This is a genomic window from Negadavirga shengliensis, assembly GCF_042652345.1.
In the GTDB taxonomy this organism is placed as follows: Bacteria; Bacteroidota; Bacteroidia; order Cytophagales; family Cyclobacteriaceae; genus Negadavirga; species Negadavirga shengliensis.
Window position 1 is genome coordinate 74,678 of the sequence record NZ_JBHSJJ010000019.1, and the last position, 21,557, is coordinate 96,234.

Below are 21,557 nucleotides of genomic sequence, written 5' to 3' on the forward strand. Positions count from 1 at the left end.
ATGGTTTCCCTTTTTATTCCGCCAATCACGCTTAACACCAAACCCCCTCCCAACCCTCTGTGTCCTCTGTGGTTATACCCAAGGATGAAAATTCCCCGACCCTTTTCATTAATCTGATTTCACTTTTACATTTACCATTTTATAGTTGAACTGACCCAACATTTCTCTGTATGTTTCAAGATTCCATTAAGGTTGGGGAATTTCTTTTCCAAGGCTATTCGGTTAAAATAAAATATTCATGCCCTCGGGCAGGCAAACTTACTTCAAGACGGATGTGATAATGCCTGTCAACCCAATGGGTGGTTGAATTGCCCTGGCTGTCGGAAACCTTCACTTTTTCAGCCAAACCGGTATAATACACGGGTGTGGAGATGGTGCGGCTAATGGGCTTATCCAAAGGGTTATACAGCATCAAAAGCCCTCTTTCCTCCCCATCAGGATTCACATGGAGGATGCCGTCCCAGTCTGTGCCGTCTGGCCTCCTGAGATGAATGATATCCGAATCCAGGATTTCCCGGTGCTTTTTGTAAAAAGACACCCAACTTTTCACCACCTCCCTGGTTTCCTCAGTATCGTATAGCCTGGGTCCGCGATAACACGCCTGAACACCCGCGCCAAATAGATTCGCCATTCGTCTGGAATAATGGTCCAGGTGCTCGTTTAACGGCTCAATCGTCGCTGCCTCACCTCCTCCGTGATACTCCGTCAAGGGCACAAACATCCAGCCCATGCTTGGCGTTTTGGTCCAGGTACCGTCATAAATATTCTGCCGCTCTATGATTTCCTGATGGGCGCGGGGAAGCGACCAGTTCACTTCCCTGTATCCCATGGCAATCTTGGAGGAGCCATTCATAAAATACCAATCCGGCACATTGAGGTAAATCCCCTGCTCCCGGCACCAGTCGTAAAAATCACTGATGATTTGATACTGATTCCATTGGGAATCCTCCAGTCCCCTATGTCCTGAATGGTCGTGTGAACCACAAATGTCCCCCGGATAGCTTCCGTCATGCTCGATGATGTCCAGGCCTGTGGCTTCATACATTTCCCGGATCTTACGGAAGTATTCGCTCCCCCATTCCGTGGCCAGGCAAGGCGAGTTGTCGTATTTGGCAATACGGCCGGGTTTCCCGGTTTCGGGATTGATGATATCAGTTTCCCCACTTACAGACCGGCTGGCAAGCAATGAGTACCCGCCCAGGGCAATCCCTTTGCTGTGTGCATAATCGGCGAGTTCCTTCATTTTACGGTAATACTCCCTGTCCCCCCTCTCCATATTGAACCCACTGCCAAAAGTCATGATGACCATTTCGAATCCCACCTCCGCACATTGGTCGATGGCGAGTTTCACGGATTCGGGATCTGCATTGCGCACGTGCATCAAAATGGGGTTTTCCATTGCCCAAGGCGACAAGGTTCTGTACATCTTGCGCATGGATAAGCCCTTTCTCTCTTTGTCATAAGAAGCGAAAAACAACTCCCAGGTACGGAAAGTCTCAAAAGATTCTCCCGTATCCAGGGTTTGCGCTGGCCCAAGGCTTGGATGAACTTCCAATAAGGCCGGTGTCTCCAAAAGATAATTAACCTGGGAGGTGTATAATGAATCCTTTTTCCAGTGGACCACGCTCTTATTGGCTTCCCGGTTGCCCATAGCAGCAAAAGCAAAATCAGTTTCTATGTGAATATTGGGAAGCTCCCATCGCTCCTCCCCCTCCACACTGGATTCTTCTTCCGTCACGGCCAATATCTCGCCGACAAACTTGTCTATGGTAATCGGGTTCTCTGTGTTATTTTTCACGCTGATCCACTTCCCCATAAGCGGAAGCCCGTCATAAAGTTCGTAATGGACGGTTACGTCTATTCCTTTTAAGGGAAGTGAGCGGCCCTGGTCGATTGAGGGATTGGATATAAACTCAGGCGCGGTAAATGTAACGGACAGTTCTTTTCCTTTGGGAGGCCAGGCTGCTTCAGAAGACAGCCATTCGGGACGCCTTTTCCATGCCATCCTGGGTTTGATTTCATCTATGGTATAATCGACAAACTGGAATGTACGGCGATCATTTTTCAACTCATCCTTCCATTCCTCCAACAGGTAATTATGGATGGGTTGGCCAAACAATCCCCCGATGTTATAATCGATACCGTTTAGGGTCAATCTACCTTCCGGCCTGACAGCGCGTAAGTAATTTTGCCCCGTCACCAGATTATTAAGCCCCACAGTTGCAAAATTTGGGGCAACGCGAAATTGCCGCTGAACCAGGCCGTTTGTCAGCACAAGTTCTTTCCCACCCGCAATAATTTTTGTCTCAGCTTTATACCCTGTTCCATTGATCAACCAATCGTCATTTTGATAGTCCTCGTGTTCGTATTGGGAACAGGAAATGAACAGAATAAGAAAACTATAAGATATACGAGTCAAAAAACCCTTCATATGGAGAATTACGGAGAGCAAAGTCGTCGAATGGACGTATCAACGACCTCGCTCTCCTTTTTTAAATTTTAAATTTGATAAAACTAACGGTAAGTCAAGGATCAATTTTGGGGTTAACCAACGAGTTTTTGTCCATTAATCCGAAGCAAGTTCCCCGAAACCAGTTCGGCGCAGGCTGGGACAGGTCTTTACTGACACGGATTTTATGAAATGATTCAGATCATTGAAATTCCAACATCCTCATCCTTCGTGCTAATTCGTGTAATTCCCCGAATCCGTTTGACGGGGTCCGGGGCAGGCTGTGGACAACCAAGCACTCGGAATCCAGTGTCATGTCATACCAGAACTGACGCTCTCCTTCAATCAATAACAGGGTTAAAACCGCCTTCATCCCAGCCTATATTTTGCTCCAGATTCGGGTTCTTTTCGATTTCATCTCTGTGGATTGGAAAGAAATAGTACTCCTCAGGAGTAAACATCTCCCTTTGCCCCGTATTGAACAATTCTGTTATTTCGTAGTCAAAATCTTCGGGCATAAAACCACCGCTTAGTGGGTCCAGTCCATCCTTAAGTTTAGCCAGAAGGCCGTATTTTCTGGCCCCGTGGATTTCGGTATGCAATTTTCTTGCTCTTCGAAGGTCCCAAAAACGCTTGCCCTCAAAAGCGAATTCGATAAACTTCTCGGTATAAATGGCCTCTCTCAATTCATCCCTGGTCATTCCGGCTTTCAAGCCATAGTTGGAATCGGCCCCGGCCTCGATACCGGCTCTTTCCCGTATCAGCTTCAGTATTTCGAAGGCCTCGCCGTTATTCCCGATTTCATTGGCCGACTCTGCCAGGTTAAACAACACTTCAGCAAAACGTATTTCCACCCAATCCACGTCGTTCAATTGGGCTTGTTCAATCGGCAATTCTTCTTGAATACCTTTTTTTGTATAAAAGCCCGATCTGTTAAAAGTCGCGTTGGCACCAAAACCATCGGCGATTCCCCCCACCTGCGTATCGGTATATTGTCTCCTTCCCGCTTGGCCTCCCAACTCATATAAGGCGCCATTATATACGATCACATCATAAAACCTAGGGTCACGGTTTTCCCAAAAACGCTGTAAATCGTACGTATAATTGGGTGATTCGCCCGGCATATGGCCGTCCTTCATCGGAAACGTCTCCACCAATTTCCATATAGGTTGGTCTGAACCGGTACAATCCCTGGATTGGGAAATAGGGCGGACACAATGTTCCTGCCTTCCGTTGACCCTCACAGGATTCCTGTAAACGGTAGCCAAAACGACCTCTTTGTTGGCGGATTCCCTCCAGATGTCCGAATAGTTCTCCATCAAACCGTACCCTTGGGACTCCAGAAAATTCCTTGCCTCCAGGTTCGCTTGGTAGGATGATTGCCAATAGCTGTTATCATAGGGGTTGGATGGGTTGAATTGGGGACTCGCCATATACAATAAAACCCGCCCCTTGAACGCCATTGCAGCACCTTTATCTACACGGCCAAAGTCACCTCCGACAAATTTGTCGGGCAGCCCTGATAGGGCTTGTTCAAGATCCTCCAGTATAAATTCAAAACACGCCAGCGTGGAACTCCTGGGAACCATCAAATCATCGGTAAGCAATTGTGGAACTTTAATGATCGGGACACCGCCGTGGTGAACGACAGCCTTGAAATAATGAAAGGCCCGCATGAAGTGCGCCTGGGCTTTGATAGCCGTTTTGGTGGCTTCAGGCAAAGTCCCCTCATCAATGTCATTCAGCAAAACATTGATTCTTCTGATATTTGTATAAGGCCAGTGTTTAAATGAATTATTGGTGGTTTGAACAAGACCCTGCCCTATAATACCTACGGATTCATCAGCATTGTCTCCGTTATTTACCGGCCATCCGGTAAAAGTAGAGGCATACAAATCCACCAAATAGGCATTGGAGAGCGTGGGATCATTCCATACATCATCCGGGTTATAAACGGATAGATTTTTTACATCCAGCACATCATCGGCACAACCTGCCATCATAGCAGCTACGAAGGCAATAATATATATTGGGTTTAAATTCTTCTTCATTTTTGCGACGGTTTAAAATCTGACATTGATTCCTCCTGTATAAGACTTCATGAGCGGATAAGAATCCAACCGGTCCTGCTCAGGGTCGTATTCCTTAAATGCGGTAACTACAAATAAATTTGTCCCGTTGAAGAAAAACTGGAGGTTGATATTCTTGGAATTCAGCCACGGTGATGGGATGTCATAGGCTACATTCAGGTTTTTAAGCCTTAAATAAGCCCCGCTTCTGATCCAGAAATCAGAGGGCGCCCAGCCAAATTCCTCCATTCCCCAATTACCTGCCCTGGGATAGGGGGCATCAACCCGGTCCGGCGTCCACCGGTCGGTCCAAAGCTCAAAGTAAGGCCTGGCTCCCACCTGGAACACGCCTCCGGTAGGGTTGTTTTGGGTTTTGACGATCTTGTCGTAAGCACCCACTCCCTGAAGCAAGAAATCGATTTTTAAATTGTTCCAGGAAAACCCTCCATTTATACCGTAGTTTATTCTTGGAATAGCATTGTCAGACAGCCAGTCCTGGTCGTTTTGGTCTATGATGCCATCAGCGCCTTCCGTTCTATTAACCCCTCTTATATCCTCAAACAGAATTACCCCGAGCATAGGCGCTCTTCCAAATTGGTTATACCCTTCCGGCAGGGCATCCAAAGTGGCTTGGTCCCTGATGATCCCATTCGATCGGTATCCCCAAAGTCTGTTTACCGGATGACCGATCGCCGTTCTCCAGTCTTCCAGTCCCGCAGGCTCATCGATTACAAGTACTTTATCCTTTGCATAGCCGATATTGGCCCCGATACTGTACCTTACCCTGCCGATGTTGTTTCTATAGTTCAATGAAAACTCCACCCCCTTGATGTCAATTTCGGCGTAGTTTTCGTGGCTCAACGGCGCTCCATAAGTACCGGGAACAACCCTGATGCGCTGCCTCAGCAAGTCATACCGGTGATTGTGGAAATAATCAAAGGAACCTATCAGCTTATCATTTAAGAAGCCAAAATCAAAACCATAATTATAAGAAAGCATTTTAGCCCAGGTGATATTGGGATTTGGCGGGGTTCCGGCACGGATGCCGTTGTAAAGCGAGTTTCCGAACACATACCCGCTACCAGGCACAAAATTGTTTTGGAATTGAAAGGCAGCCACGTTATCATCACCTGTCGTGCCTATGGAGGCCCTGAGTTTGAATTCACTAAGAGAAGGGATATCAACAAAATTTTCTTCCGTGATCCTCCAGGCTACGGAGCCGGAAGGGAAAAACCCCCACCTTGTATCTTTCGGAAACCGATAGCTGCCGTCATACCTGAATGAAAATTCAGCAATATATTTGCTTGCGTACTCATAGCGGGTTCTTCCTATCCATGACGCCCTTCCCGTTTCGGATTCACTGCCATTAAAATACCTTCTTTCGGTATCTGTAGACGCGGCAAAAATCTGGTCTACGCTACTGGTCAATAACTGATCCGCCGTACCTCGAAACGATTTTCCACTGAAAGCAGCCTGTTCATATATGGCCATGGCTGAAACGGTATGGTCACCAAAAGTCCTGTCGTAATTCAAAAACCAGTTGAGTTGATAACTGTCACCGAATTCGGCGCTTTCATCTATACCTTCAAACGCCCTGGATAAATTATGGATATTCAGGTTTTTGGGGTCTATTGGACCCGGGACATAGGGGTTTGTGGATGAACCCTGCTGAAACATATAGGAACGATTGTGTATGACAAAATCCTTCTGGTTTCTGGAGTCAAAAGCATAATTGGCCATCAGGCTCGTACGCAATCCTTCTATAAAGGGAAGATCATAGTCCAGCCTAATGATACCGTTGAAGGTGTTCCTTGAAATCTTTCTATAATTGCCATTTTCTAACATCAACACCGGATTCCAAGCCCCCAAACCGACAGGAAACCCGTTCTCTTTATCCGTGGTCGGATTACCCTGGGCATCTACGAAGTACGGATAGAGCCTGGACCAATTGAAGGTTGTCCGGTAAAAATCCGATAGCTCAAACCCTTCTCCCCCATCCCAGTCGTAGGGCCAAAAGAACCTGTTCGTGACACGTTTATTGCCGCTTAAATTAAGGTTCACAGACAAGTCCTTACTTATTTTTGCCGTTACATTGCTTCTGAAGTTATACCTTGAATAATCTGTATTGTGAAAAGACCCTTTGTCTGAATTGGTACCCAACATCATATAATAGGTCAGGTTTTCATTCCCTCCGTTGACGCTGAGGTTATGTTGCTGAGATGAGGGGTTTCTCCAGATATAATCGTGCAACTCGTAATTTCTATCTTCAAAATACCGGAAAATTTCCTCGGTAACCGGCAAAGGGTTACCAAACGTCTCGGCAAAATCGTTCATGTATTCGAGCTCTTCTGTCGCGGTGTAACTCTGAACCGGCCTCGTCGTTCTGGAGGTCGTAAAAAAACTCTTGTAGTTAAAAACAGGCTTACCGGTGGTTCCTTGCCTGGTCGTAACCAAAACCACCCCATTGGAAGCCCTCGCCCCGTAAATGGCCGCAGTTGCAGCATCCTTGAGGAAATTGATGCTCTCTACCTCATTGGGGTCCAGGGCATCAAAATCAGCTCTGGATTTTATGACATTATCGATTACATACAGGGGGGAAGAACCTTCTATGGCGGAACTTCCACGAATAGAAATATTGGAGGGGGCTCCCGCAAACCCGGATGACTGGACGATCTGCACACCCGGAGCCCTGCCTGCCAGAACGTTAGACAGGTTAGATGTGGGAATGAAGTTAATGTCATCCGTTTTTACACTGGCCACCGAACCGGTTAACTTTGCCCTTTCCTGGGTTCCATAGCCCACCACCACAACTTCATCCAAAGCCGTAGCATCTTCAATCATCAGCACATCTATGGTGCTGCTATTGCCGACTGTTCTTCTTTGATTTACAAATCCTACAAAAGAAAAAACCAGCACCGCCCCTTCTTCCGCCTGAATGGTGTATCTTCCATCCAGGTCTGTGACGGTTCCTACATTGGTGCCTTCAATAATGACCGTTACTCCCGGCAAGGGCTCACTGTTTTCGTCCGTGACGGTTCCGGTGATGTCGATAGCTGCCGTTTCATTGCCGGTCAGAACCAGTGCTTCACGCAGCCCCTCTTCAATTCTCCTAACGTGAATGTTCTGATTCACCTGCCGGAATTGCAGGCCTGTTTGTAAGGCCAGGTTTTTTAGCAGGTCATACATGCTTTGCATATCCCCAGCCGCAGAAACTCCAGGAAGGTTCTTTACCTCCTTGTGGGTGTATACAAAGCTGTAACCGGACAGTTTCTCGATAGTGGAAAATGCATTTTCTATCCGGACATTGTTGAAAGCCACCTGAATCATTACCTCCTCAATATCCTTTACCTGGGCATTCCCATTATGTCCAAACAGAAAACCCATGGAAAGGCATTGGATCAGAAAGGCGTAGGTAAACAGTTTGGTCATGCGAATAACATGTAATAGTACAAGATTTTTCATACCTTTACTCAGTTTATTTTAGACTGTTGTGAAATAGTTTAGATGAACGTCCACCGGATGACGGACTGCAATATCTTCATCCGGGATGTTTCAGGCCGGGGATGTTGGAGCATCTCCGGCTTGTTTGTTGAAAGCGTCAGTTTTTGGTCATAGGCAAATGGTTTTTTGGGTTATGGTTTAAAATCTAATTGTCACTTTATCCTTGTTGATCTCAAAATCAAACTTGGCCGCATAGCTCAAACCTGACAGTACAATCTCCAGCGTCTCATCGTGAAACCTGCCGGAAAAAAGCACCTCGTCCTCAGGCTGGTTATGTATCTCAAAGGTCACCCCATACCAGTTTTCCAAAGTTCTAATGGCTTCCGGAAGTGGAGTCTGCTGAAAAATAAGCAGCTTTTTGGTCCATCCGATCACCATTTCTTCCTCAAAGCGGCCTTTCATGATTTGGCTGTCGGGAATATTTATATTGAGCGCCTCTCCGGGTATCAAAGTGAGGTAGGGGGTTTCTCCCAGTGGCATTTCCACAGATACTTTTCCGGTAAGCAGGGAAATATCCAATGAGGCGGTCCCGTAGGATTTGATATTGAAGGAAGTACCCAAGGCCGTGGTCTTCACTTCACCCGTCTGTACAACAAATGGCCTCAGGCTGTCCTTGGCCACGGTAAAAAAAGCTTCCCCCTCCAAAAATATCTCTCTCCGGTCCCTGCCAAAATTTTTCACATACCTCAGTTTACTTCCCGAATTGAGGATCACCTTCGAACCATCGCTCAAGGTGAAGTGGGCTTTTAAGCCGGGGACCGTGCTGCGTTCTTCATAAACCACAGGCGGCAGTTCCTCTGTAGCGGTTTCCGTCAGAAAATAGCTGGCCAGAAAACCCAATCCCATTACAAATACCAGCATGGACGCAACCCGGTATCCAGCATGGGACAAGATCCCGCGTACCCATCCCCGGCGGGGTGTTGACCGGTACAGGGTGCTGTAGGCGTTGAGTGGAATGACCTTCTCTTTCCGGTGCATAGCGGTGTTTTCAGACATCTCCCCATCCAGGACCTCCCACAGACTCCAAAGTTCCTCATCCGAAAGCCTGTGCTCTTTGGTAGACAAATGGATGATGATTTCCCTGGCCTTTTTGGCTTCGGGGTATTTGGAGGGGTGGGCGGCCAACTGTTGTTCCCAAGCCAGGTTAGACTCGGCATTCGGGTGCAGCACCCATGTTCTGAAGGACGGATCCAGCACGAAATCTTCCGTAGTATAATTGGCTATATCCATAGGATTTGAATTTCGCCCACATAAGTCCCGGGATTCCAAAATCTATCCTTCGTTCGGAAATTTTTTTTAAAAATTTATATTTTATAACAAAACCAGTGTTAAGTCAAGAATCAATTTTCGGGTAAACAAATGAACTTTTGTCCACGCCTGCCCCGGACCCGCACAGAGGGATTCGGGGAATTTCACTGACCCGCCTGCCTGCCCTCCGTACGACTTCGGGAGGCGGGCCGGCGAGGCATGGTTGACACGAATTTCATGAAATGATAATTTCAACCATCTTACCCTTATCCTCCGTGCTAATTCTCCGGTATCAGCCGGGGCAGGCTGTGTATACCTGTCCCGGACTTGTTTCGGGAACCTGTCCCAGACTTGTTCTGTCATCCTGATTGGTGTATTTTCTAAATGTTAAGGCAGTGACGGTACGGTTTTCCCCGGCTGGAAAACACGCTCTTTCCGCCTTGCAGATTTCCGGCGTTAAGAAATTTAAGGAGCGGGGGGCAAGGGCACAGGCATGTCTGAGGAGGTTTTTTGGTAACAGGTACGGCAAATTTGATTGAGATGCTTTCCAACAAAACGACGGGTTTGCCTGTGTGTGGGCGGCCTTAAATTTTAGCTGGAAAGATGCACAGCGGCGGGGTTTTTGGGTTACTTTTTGACCTGCAGCAAAAAGTAACAAACGCAATAACAGGATCCAAGAAGTTAATCCCTTGACGGGTGCGTACAAAATGAGCCTGCTTTTTCAAATGGTTAGAAATTCACGTAAACTTAACCCTACCCAACCAGCGTTCCCCATCTCTCACATACACAGCAAACATACACAAAGCATTATGAGGCACTTCTTCAGGTTGGAAACTGCCTTCCATGCCATGGTATAAACGGACTGCACATTGATCCCCATGATCTGGGATGTCTCCTCATAAGAGTAGTTTTCAAAAAACAAAAGCTGTATCACTTCATGCTGGCGCGTGGGAAGCTTCTCCAAGGCATCCGCCAACCTCAACCTCTTCCTTTCATCTACCCCGTCGGGGCCTATATCCGACTCCATAACTTCCGCGTACAACAAAGTTTCATATGGATCAAAAGCATCCTGCACAAACCGGCTTTTTTCCCTTTTTATTTCTTTCTGGATTTTATGACTGAGGCATTTGAAAAGGTAAAGTTTTACGTTATCTACATCTCTAAGGCTATGCCCGTATTTCCATATATTCAAAAATACCTCATGGATACAATCCTTCACAAAACTCCGGTTGGCCTTTATCGACATGCCCAGGCTAAAAAGCTGTTGGGTATACCTCACGTATAATCCCTCCATTCCCGCCTTATCCCCGTTTTTGATCTGCCTCCAGAGAAGTAGATCATCCGGATAGCTATCAGGCGATTTATTAAAATTTTCTTTGGCCATAGAAGATAAAAGGGTATATTGTATTCGAAAAGTAGCCATAAATCCATTAATTCAAAAAGGTTTATGGGCGGAATTTTATTGTTCGGCTAAATTTGCTGAGAAGTCATTTTAACATCAATCCGGGTTGCCGGTCATGTGTTTTTCAAAAAACGTGTTCCGGAACAAGCTCCCCCTAGCTATCGCATGATTTGATATTTTCTCCAAGGGTGATTGGGGCGTTGGCGGGAGGACTTTCTCCACAGATGGTGGCATTTTGTCAGCGCAGGTGTATTGGCCCTTGTAACTGCTTTGCTTACGGTAAGCTTCCAGTCCATTAAAGCGACTTTGACGAATCCTGGGGAATCCCTTCGAACCGCCACTAACAAAAGAGAAGATAACCCGATTTTCTTCAAATCGCCCGCCCACGGACGTTTTTGTTCGAAAATCTCCACAAACCGCCCACTAAAAAGCCCCCAATGGCTGGAAAATCAATTTTTCCGCTGGCACGGAAGTCGCAATACCGCTAAATCTCACTTTCAATCATTTTATTTATGCTCCGACATAACCTCCTGCTGATCTACCGAAGTTTCAAAAAGTACAAAAGCACCTTCTTCATCAACCTGATAGGTCTGTCTACTGGACTTGCCTGTGTTTTATTGATTTTTCTTTGGGTAAGAGATGAGTTGAGCGTGGATAAATTCCATGAGAAAGACAACAGACTTGTTGAGGTGGTTGAGGTTTACAGTAACGCTGACAGGCCTGGAGTCAATAACTTTACGGCAGGGATTTTGGCGGAAGCGTTGGCTAATGAAATGCCTGAAGTGGAATATGCCGTGGCCAGCCGGATCCGGCCTGAACAAAAAACCATTCGGGTGGAAGAGAATTATGTGAAGGCAGTGGTGCAGTATGCCGGCCGGGATTTTTTCAATATGTTCTCTTATGACCTTATCCATGGGGATAAAGACAAGGTTTTAACCGATAAAAGTGCCGCGGTGATTTCCGAAGATCTAGCCATGAAACTATTCAATACCACCGACAACATAGTCGGTAAGGTGATCGATATTCCCCATTACAAACAGTTTCGGATTTCCGGGGTATTCAAAGGAACTCCCGTCAATTCCACTGCCCAATTTGATTTTGTGCTTTCTTTTGAAGAATACAAGGATCTGGATCCCAATGTACTGAACTGGAATTACAACAAAGTAAACACTTATTTGGTACTGAATGAAGGGGTTGATGCAGGACAATTTAACGATAAAATAGCCCGCTTTTTAGACGGTAAAAGGGATGAAGTTCATACACGGGATCTTACCTTATCCACCAGGCCCTATTCTGAAGCTTATCTGTACAGTTATGCTCAGTATGAAAATGGTGAGCCTAAAGGGGGCAGGATAGAATACGTTTGGCTCTTTTCCATTATTGGCGTTTTTATCTTGGGCATAGCCTGTATCAATTTCATGAACCTTTCCACGGCCAAAGCCTCCGGACGATTAAAGGAAGTCGGCGTAAAAAAGGCCATTGGTGCGGCAAGACAAACGCTTGTATTTCAATATCTGGGAGAATCTGTTCTCATGGCCTTTTTATCCCTGTCCATTGCTTTGCTGCTGGTTCTGCTTTTCCTGCCCCAGTTCAATCTTATTACCGGTAAATACCTGACACTTAGTTTGGATAAAGATCTTCTTCTTATGGTGGCGGGCACTTCCCTGCTGACAGGAGTGGTTGCCGGTAGCTATCCCGCCCTGTATCTTTCCAATTTTAAGCCTGCCATCATCTTAAAAGGAAAGCTAGGCAGTTCGACGGGTGAATTATGGGCCAGAAAGGGCTTGGTGATATTTCAGTTTGCGCTTTCCGTGGTACTGATCGTTTCCGTGGTGGTGGTGTACCATCAGATTGAATATGTGCAGACACAAAATCTGGGTTATGACAAAGAGAATATTCTTTATTTTGAAATAGAAGGGAAAGTAGCGGAAAACCTGGATACTTTTCTTTCAGAAATGCAGCAGATAAATGGAATTGTCGGTGCTTCCAGCATAGGGCAGAGTGTGGTCGGCGGTAGCCAAAATACCTTTTCCATTGATGAATGGGAAGGAAAAGATCCGGATGAACAGGTTCCATTTGAAGTGAGACCTGTCAATTACGGCATGATTGAGTTATTGGGAGTGGACATGAAGGAAGGGAGAACCTATTCCAGGGATTTTGGTACGGAAGATTCGAAAATCATATTCAATGAAAAAGCGATTGAAGTCATGGGACTGAAAGATCCTATTGGAAAAGTCATCTCTATCCAAGGCACCCAGCTTGAGATCATAGGGGTCACCAAAGACTTCCATTTTGCTTCCCTACATGAAGAAATAAATCCCTTATTTTTCATTTTACGTCCCACTTGGACACACAAGGTAATGGCCAGAATAGAAGCGGGAAAGGAACAGGAGACGATCGGAAAACTACAACAGTTTTATCAGGAGTATAATCCAGGGTTCCCTTTCGATTATAAATTTCTGGATCAGGATTACCAAAACCAATATGTGGCAGAACAACGGGTAGCTGTCCTTTCCAGATACTTCGCTGGAATAGCCATCCTGATTTCGTGCCTGGGGCTGTTTGGTCTTGCCACCTTCACTGCCGAAAGAAGGATCAAGGAAATCGGGATCCGCAAGGTGATGGGTGCCAGCGAGTGGAAAATCATGGAGCTGCTGTCCGGGGACTTTGCCAAAATGGTGCTGGTGGCCATTGTCATAGCGCTGCCTTTGAGCTATTACCTAACCAAAAACTGGCTGGACGGTTTCGCCTATAAAATTGACCTGGAATGGTGGCACTTTATCGGAGCAGGCTTGCTGACGATGCTGATAGCTTTGCTGACGGTGAGTTTCCAATCGGTGAAAGCCGCGCTGGCGAATCCGGTGGATAGTTTGAGAAGCGAGTAAGGGAAGTAGAAAGTAGTGTGACAGCACACGGAAAGCATGTTCCAAGCTATACCGAAAAACAAAAACCGGAAAAATAATAGAACACTGATCCGTCAAGGCAAAACAAGTGACGCATGATTTAGCTGACCTACCTCGCCGTAGGCGGGTAATCACAGAAAAAATCAGCGATAATCCGTTCAATCTGCGTTATCAGCGTTCCATTAAATATCCAGAACTAAAAAAATTATGTGGAAAAACTATTTAAAAATCGCGTGGAGAAATATCATCCGTCACAAAGGATATACCTTCCTGAATGTGGCCGGGCTGGCCATCGGCATCGCTGCCTGTTTGGTTATTTCCTTTTTCATCAGAAATGAACTTGGTTATGACAATTACCATCAAGATGCGGACCGCGTTTACCGGGTGGCGGTAGATATTCAGACCAGCGAGAGCAACCGGGTATTTGCCGCTACCTGTGGCCCCCTGGCCCCGGCGCTGGAAAGGGATTTCCCCCAGGTGGAAGCGTCTGCCCGGCTGTGGCAGTGGCACAATTTACTGGTAAAATATGGGGAGGAAAACATCTTTTATGAAGATAATTATTTCCTGGCCGACCCAGGCATTTTTGATGTACTGACGGTTCCGCTTGTAAAAGGGGACCCAAAAACAGCATTAAGCCGCCCATCCACATTAGTCATCGCGGAAGAAACCGCCCGAAAATATTTTGGAGAGGAGGATCCTTTGGGAAAAGTACTGGAAATCAACGGATCGGAGTTTGAAATCACCGGGGTAATGAAAAACCTGCCATACAACAGCCACCTGGACATTAATTTCATTACTTCATTTGCGACAATAGAAAATGAAGACTGGTTTGCAGGTACGCTTGAAAACTGGCATTCCACCATGTTTTATACTTATATCAAGCTACATGAACACGTGGATGTTCCCGCTTTTGAAGAACAGGTGAAAACAGCGGCCGATGCCTATGTAGGGGATATCATCAAAGAATGGGGAATCGGCTATCATTATTTTCTTCAGCCCATCAAAAGCATTCATCTTCATTCGGATTTAACCGGCGAGGCAGAAGTGCCGGGAAGTGCCGTCAATGTGTACATTTTTACGGTAATAGCCGTGTTGATTTTGCTGATTGCCTCCTTGAATTACATCAACCTCACCACGGCCCAATCTTCCAACAGAGCCAAAGAGGTGGGCGTACGCAAAGTAGTGGGCGCGGCCAAAGCGAAAATATTCAACCAGTTTGTCAGCGAATCCTTATTGCTGACAGCTATGGCATTGATCTTTGCCCTTTTGCTGGTTTTTATTACCCATCCCCTGTTTGAATCGCTATCCGGTCAAACTTATAACCTGAGTGAGGTTTTTACGCTCCAATTTATCGGAATGCTTATTGGATTGACATTTCTGGTCGGCATGGCAGCGGCCACCTATCCGGCCTTGTTTCTGTCCTCCTTCCGTCCGGTAGCGGTGCTAAAGGGCGGGTTGAACACGGTATCCAAAGGCGCTTCATTGCGGAAAGTATTGGTAGTAGGCCAGTTTACCATCTCCCTCATGCTTATCGTGGGGACCATCATGGTGTACAGACAGCTGGATTTTATGAAGGACCAAAAGCTTGGTTTTGACCGGGAACAAATGCTGGTTTTACCTGTCAGGGGAGGGATTTCCATTGCCGACAGGTATGAGCAGGTCAAAGAGGAGTTCCTGAATCATTCTTCCATCATCAGCCTCACCGCCTCTTCCGATGTGCCCGGAAAAAAAGTATATAACTTTGCTGCTTCCCTAAGCGGCGAAGAAGATGATAAAGGCCAGTCCATGTATTTCATGTTTGTTGATGCGGATTTCTTAAAAACCTATGGTATAGAAATGCTGGCCGGGCGGCCATTCAACAAAGAGCTGCAAACAGACGCTGAATCTGCTTTTTTAATTAATGAAAAAGCCGTAAAAGCTTTTGGCTGGGGTACCCCTGAGGAGGCCATAGGCAAAAAAATGAATGCGGGTTTTGGCCGCGAAGGCGGTGAGATCATCGGTGTCTATAAAGACTTTCACTACCGTTCCCTGCAGGCCCCTGTTGAGCCATTGGTATTGGCCATCGTCCCATGGCGGTTTAACTATATAAGTCTGAAATTGAATACCATGGAACTGCCTTCCACGATGGCCTTTGTGGAAAAGAAATGGCAGGAGCTATTTCCCGGAAGTCCCTATGAATATGCCTTTCTGGACCAGGAGTTTGACAAACAATATGCTGCCGATGAAAAGACGGGCCGGACATTCCTGGTATTTACAAGTATCGCCATTTTCATTGCTTGTCTGGGTTTATTCGGCCTGGCCACCTATATCGCCCGGCAACGGACAAAGGAAATAGGTATCCGCAAGGTATTGGGGGCTTCCGTAGCGGGCGTGGTGGGAATGCTCTCAATGGATTTCGTAAAGCTGGTAATGGTTGCTGTTTTGATTTCCACCCCCCTCTCCTACCTGCTGGTCAGCAGATGGCTGGAAAATTTCGCTTTCCGCATGGAGATCGGATGGGTCACATTTGTGGCAGCCGGGCTTACGATTTTGGTGATCGCTTTGCTGACCGTGAGTTTCCAATCGGTGAAAGCTGCGCTGGCGAATCCGGTGGATAGTTTGAGAAGCGAGTAAGGAAAGTAGAAAGTAGTGTGACAGCACACGGAAAGCATGTTCCAAGCTATACCGAAAAACAAAAACCGGAAAATAATAGAACACTGATCCGTCAAGGCAAAACAAGTGACGCATGATTTAGCCGACTCATATCGCCGTAGGTGGGTAATTCACAGAAAAAATTAGCGAGAATCCGTTCAATCTGCGTTATCAGCGTTCCATTATATACCCAGAACTAAAAAAATATGTGGAAAAACTATTTAAAAATCGCCTACCGAAACTTGCGTCGGCAATGGGGCTATTCACTGATTAACATTGGTGGACTGGCCGTCGGCATGGCATTAGCTATATTGATCGGCTTATGGATCTACGATGAACTGTCGTTCAATAAATACCATAAAAATTACCACCGGATCGCGCGTGTGATGCAAAACCAGACTTTTGATGGTGAAGTGGTAACATGGGGTAGCCAAGCCGTGCAACTGGGACCTGAACTCCGAAACAGCTACGGCAGCAACTTCGAGCATGTCGTCATATCCTCTTTTACAAGAAGCCCAATCCTGACCTTTGGGGAAAAGGCACTCGCTAAAACCGGTAACTTCATGGAAGCCGATGCTCCCGGGATGCTGTCGCTAAAGATGCTGAAAGGCACGCATGCGGGACTAAAAGACCCCTACACTATTTTGCTTTCCGAATCGACCGCAAAAGCCTTTTTTGGAGATTCGGACCCTGTGGGTGAAATCCTGAAAATGGACAGTCGATTAGATGTGAAAGTAACTGGAGTTTATGAAGATTTACCTCATAATTCCACATTTAAAGACTTGAATTTTATTGCACCATGGGATTTAATGGTAAAAAGCGAGAACCTGGAAGAAAGAGTAGGCTGGGGCAACAGTTGGTTTCAGGCTTTTGTACAGGTAGCTGAAAATGTAGACATGGCTCAGGCCTCTCTGGCCATAAAAGAAGCCAAACAGCATAACGTAGGTGATGAGGACAAAAGATTTAACCCAGAGCTATTCTTACACCCGATGGCCAAATGGCATTTGTACTCCCAGTTTGAAAACGGGATAAGTGTGGGAGGAAAGATTACATTTGTCTGGTTGTTTGGCATTATCGGTGGATTTGTATTGTTGCTGGCCTGTATCAATTTTATGAATTTGAGCACAGCACGTTCCGAAAAACGTGCTAAAGAGGTGGGAATCCGCAAAGTGGTGGGGTCATTCCGTAGCCAGCTTATCAACCAGTTCTTCGGTGAATCCTTGGTAGTGACTGCCCTGGCTTTTGCCTTATCCATCCTCCTCGTCCAACTTGCTTTGCCCTGGTTTAATGAAGTTGCGGATAAGCAAATGACCGTCTTGTGGACATCACCTTTGTTTTGGTTGACTGGAATTGGTTTTACTTTTTTCACAGGATTGGTTGCCGGAAGTTATCCTGCCTTTTATTTATCGGCGTTCAGACCCATCAAAGTATTGAAAAGTACTTTCCGGACGGGTCGTTTCGGCTCTATTCCCCGTAAAGCCCTGGTAGTGGTACAGTTTACTGTTTCCATAACCCTGATAATCGGAACCATTATTGTTTTCCAGCAGATCCAACACGCCAAAAACCGTCCGGTGGGCTACGACCGGAAAGGCCTTATCACCATTCCCATAAAAACCGAAGAAATCCGCAATCATTATGAGGCGTTTAGGAACGACTTGCTGGCCTCAGGAACCATAGCGGAAGCGGCCCTGTCAGAAAGCACCATCATCAACACTGGCGTAACGAATAGCGGATTTGAATGGAAAGGTAAGGATCCGAATATGCAGGACGAGATTGTAACAGGAGGCGTCAATCATGAATTTGGTAAAACGGTAGGTTGGAAAATCAAAGAAGGACGGGATTTTTCCAGGGACTTTGCAACCGACTCCTCAGGCTTTATCCTGAATGAAACCGCCGTAAAATACATGGGACTTGAAAATCCTATAGGCGAGACGGTGAAGGCTTTTGGTGGAAACTATACCATCATAGGCGTGGTAGAAGATATCGTCACGCAATCATTGTATCAACCTGTAAGACAGACTATTTTTTACATTGATACATTTAACAGGATTAAGTTTATCAATATAAAGATAAATCCCCAAGTGAGCGCCGGCAAAGCAATAGCCGAGATAGAATCGATTTTCAAAAAGCATCATCCTGCCACTCCTTTCGAATATCAATTTGCTGATGAAGAATTTGCAGCCAAATTCTTGAACGAAGAGCGCATCGGTAGATTAGCTGGCTTCTTTGCTATACTTGCTGTTTTTATAAGCTGCCTGGGCTTGTTTGGACTGGCCTCCTTTGTAGCAGAACAACGCACGAAAGAAATCGGTATACGTAAAATATTGGGGGCTTCCGTGGCCACTCTCTGGGGCATGCTATCCAGTGATTTTGTCGTATTGGTCATGATCTCCTGTTTTATCGCCATTCCGGTTTCTTACTTTTATCTTAATGGCTGGCTGCTGCAGTATGAATACCGGATCGGGATAGCATGGTGGGTATTTGTGGTTGCGGGCGCAGGAGCCTTGGCAATTGCTGTATTGACGGTCAGCTTCCAGTCTATCAGAGCAGCGCTGGCGAATCCTGTTGAGTCGCTGCGATCGGAGTGAAAGGTGATCGGTGATTTGGTGATCTGGTGATCTGGTGATGGAGTGATCTGGGGATGGGGTGATTTGGGAAAGGAAGAGTTGGATGAGGCGCTTGAAAGTTATTAGAATATGGTGAAAAACTATTTCGCTTAGAAACATAAATAATATGTGGAAAAACTATCTTAAAGTCGCCTGGAGAAATCTTCTGAAAAAGAAAGTGTATTCTTTTATCAATATCGTTGGACTCGGTATAGGCATGGCCTGTTGTGTCCTGATCTTCATGTTTGTACAGGATGAAATCTCCTTTGACAACTATCATGAACATAAGGACCGGATATACAGGGTAGCTCATGGGGCCCTTCCTGCCGAAGGAGGCAAGCCGGACCTGGGGTCCTTCTGGGTATGGGGCAATGCCCCTATCGGCCCCGCTCTGAAAAACGACTTCCCGGAGATAGAAAAAGTCGTGCAGTTTTCGGGGCGGTCGGATATTTTGCTGACAAATGAAGACCGGATCTTCCAGGAAGAAGGCGTCTTCTTTATGGATTCCACCGTGTTTGATGTTTTTAGCTGGAAACTGGTCCAGGGAGACCCAAAAACCGCACTGGTGGCCCCGTTTAGCATCGTGTTGACTAAAAGCGCCGCCAAAAAGTATTTCGGCGATGAAGATCCCCTCGGCCGGACTTTGAAAGGAAGCGAATCCGCCGGAAGATCGGTTGCGGGTGATTATACAGTGACGGGGATCATGGAAGATATTCCTGCCAATTCCCATTTCAGATTCAATGTTCTCCTGTCCATGAGCACTTTCAGGGTGTCAAGGCCCGATGTATTCGATAATTGGGGTTACGCGGACTTCTATACTTACTTTCTTGCCAATAGTCAATTTGACCAAACGGCTTTCGAACAAAAGATCCCTGAATTTATCGATAGGAGAAGAGGGCAAAGCGATTATAAGTACACCTTTGTCGTTGAACCGCTTAAGGACGCCTATCTTCGAACCCCTGCCCAACGCCAGCCCGGTGAGACGAGCAGCCTGGCCAATATTTATGTTTTTTCAATCATCGGGCTGTTCATCTTGGCAATTGCCATGATCAATTTCATGAACCTATCAACCGCCCGGTCCATGGAGCGGTCAAAAGAAGTCGGCATCAGAAAATCCATTGGTGCCAGTAGAAAGAGTCTTGTCTATCAGTTTTTGGGAGAATCCGTCATCATTGTTTTCCTGGCAGCTCTTATCGCCATTTCGTTTGTCTCCGTGAGTATGCCGCTTATGGCCGAACTCACGGGCAAGGCGCTTTCACTCCAAAATTTTATCAGTTGGCAGACCATTCCTGTTATTTTGGGGATCATGCTTGTGGTTGGTGTTTTGGCGGGAACCTATCCGGCATTGGTATTGTCCAGCTTCAAGCCTGTATCGGTACTTAAAGGTGTGTACCAATCGGGCACGCAAGGAGTCAACCTGAAGAAAGCGCTTGTGGTATTTCAGTTTAGTCTTTCCATTGCACTGATAGCCGGCACCATGATCGTTTATTTTCAGATGGGACATTTGCTGGACAAGGACCTGGGTTTCGACAAGGAACAGATGCTGGTGCTGGACTATAACTATGATGGACTGGTCAACGATAGATCGGAAGTGATTAAAAACAGCATGGAGAAAATTCCTGCAATTTCTTCCGCGGCGTTTTCCAGAAGTGTGCCCGGAAGCTATTTCCCCCATGCGGGTACCGGTATAGAAGGTCCGGACGGGGAAATGATATGGGACGGACAGGCCATATTCCAGGTGGGAATGGATTTCATTACCCACTATGGGTTGGAATTGGTAGCCGGCAGGACCTATTCGAGGGACTATCCCTCGGATTCAAGCAGTGCTATGGTCGTCAACGAGGCAACTGCCAGGCAATACGGCTATAACAACCCGCCAGATATAGTAGGGAAGAAATTCGAACAATGGGGCCGGATCGGTGAAGTGATCGGAGTAGTCAGGGATTTCAATTATATTTCCCTGCACCGAAACATCGAACCGCTGACTTTACCGCTGGAACCCTATGCCAGCAGGTACTTGTCACTAAAAGTAACCCCTGAAAACCTTTCCCATACCATCGCCGAGGTGGAACGGGTCTGGGAACAGATGGCGCCACACCGACCTTTTCTATACAGTTTTCTGGATGAGGATTTTAACCGGCAGTACGCGGCGGACGTGAAGTTCAGAAAGATATTCACTTCGTTTTCCGTGCTGGCAATACTCATTGCCTGCCTGGGTTTACTGGGCTTGGCCACCTATATGGCAGAACAAAAAACAAAAGAGATCGGGATCAGGAAAGTGCTCGGAGCGAACGTGGGCAGTATTGTAGGATTGTTGTCCAAGGACTTTGTCAAATTGGTTTTACTGGCCATCGTGATTGCCACGCCGGTTTCCTGGTATGTCATGAACAGATGGCTGGAGGGCTTTGCCTACAAAATCGAGATCGGCTGGTGGGTATTCCCTCTGGCGGGCATAGGAGCTTTGATGGTAGCACTATTGACCATCAGTTCCCAAGCCATCAAAGCCGCGCTGGCCAATCCTGTTGAGTCGCTGCGATCTGAGTGAGCGGGGACGAAATCCGGGAAATCGGGATGGATAATTTGAGGAGTGAACAGCGACGGGAATGGAACGCGGATAACGCTGATCAAGCTGATAACCGCGGATGAAAAATCAGCGCAGATCCGCACATCCGTGTCATCTGCGGTCTATTCTTGAGGAGTGAGCAGCGACGGGAATGGAACGCTGATAGCGCTGATCAAGCTGATAAC

At 46.5% G+C, this 21,557-nt stretch carries 9 protein-coding genes; 4 read left to right on the forward strand and 5 right to left on the reverse strand.

Annotated elements, in window-relative coordinates; all coding sequences use genetic code 11:
* Window positions 1–214: 214 nt before the first annotated feature.
* The 5 genes from ACFPFU_RS22915 to ACFPFU_RS22935 form a co-directional block, all read right to left on the reverse strand.
* Window positions 215–2,419 (reverse strand): alpha-amylase family protein, encoded by a 2,205-nt coding sequence (locus tag ACFPFU_RS22915; protein WP_377068555.1) that lies wholly within the window; start codon window positions 2,417–2,419, stop codon window positions 215–217.
* A gap of 371 nt (window positions 2,420–2,790) precedes the next feature.
* Entirely contained in the window at window positions 2,791–4,500 is a 1,710-nt protein-coding gene (locus tag ACFPFU_RS22920; protein WP_377068557.1) for a RagB/SusD family nutrient uptake outer membrane protein, read from the reverse strand.
* A gap of 12 nt (window positions 4,501–4,512) precedes the next feature.
* Window positions 4,513–7,980 (reverse strand): SusC/RagA family TonB-linked outer membrane protein, encoded by a 3,468-nt coding sequence (locus ACFPFU_RS22925; protein ID WP_377068559.1) that lies wholly within the window; start codon window positions 7,978–7,980, stop codon window positions 4,513–4,515.
* Window positions 7,981–8,157: 177 nt separating this feature from the next.
* The gene (locus ACFPFU_RS22930; RefSeq protein WP_377068563.1) at window positions 8,158–9,249 is read right to left on the reverse strand and encodes a FecR family protein; all 1,092 of its coding nucleotides are present in this window, start codon (window positions 9,247–9,249) and stop codon (window positions 8,158–8,160) included.
* A 796-nt stretch (window positions 9,250–10,045) separates the two neighbouring features.
* Window positions 10,046–10,690 carry an RNA polymerase sigma factor gene (locus ACFPFU_RS22935; protein ID WP_377068565.1) on the reverse strand — a complete coding sequence of 215 codons (645 nt, stop codon included), beginning with the start codon at window positions 10,688–10,690 and terminating at the stop codon, window positions 10,046–10,048.
* A 491-nt stretch (window positions 10,691–11,181) separates the two neighbouring features.
* Here ACFPFU_RS22935 and ACFPFU_RS22940 point away from each other — a divergent pair, with 491 nt between their 5' ends.
* The 4 genes from ACFPFU_RS22940 (at window position 11,182) to ACFPFU_RS22955 (ending at window position 21,354) form a co-directional block, all read left to right on the forward strand.
* Window positions 11,182–13,554, forward strand: a complete 2,373-nt coding sequence (locus tag ACFPFU_RS22940) for an ABC transporter permease (protein WP_377068567.1) — start codon at window positions 11,182–11,184, stop codon at window positions 13,552–13,554.
* A 225-nt stretch (window positions 13,555–13,779) separates the two neighbouring features.
* The gene (locus ACFPFU_RS22945) at window positions 13,780–16,185 is read left to right on the forward strand and encodes an ABC transporter permease (protein WP_377068569.1); all 2,406 of its coding nucleotides are present in this window, start codon (window positions 13,780–13,782) and stop codon (window positions 16,183–16,185) included.
* Window positions 16,186–16,409: 224 nt separating this feature from the next.
* Entirely contained in the window at window positions 16,410–18,791 is a 2,382-nt protein-coding gene (locus tag ACFPFU_RS22950; RefSeq protein WP_377068571.1) for an ABC transporter permease, read from the forward strand.
* 145 nt (window positions 18,792–18,936) lie between these two features.
* Window positions 18,937–21,354: an ABC transporter permease gene (locus ACFPFU_RS22955; protein ID WP_377068573.1), complete on the forward strand. Its 2,418-nt coding sequence runs from the start codon at window positions 18,937–18,939 to the stop codon at window positions 21,352–21,354.
* Window positions 21,355–21,557 lie beyond the last annotated feature (203 nt).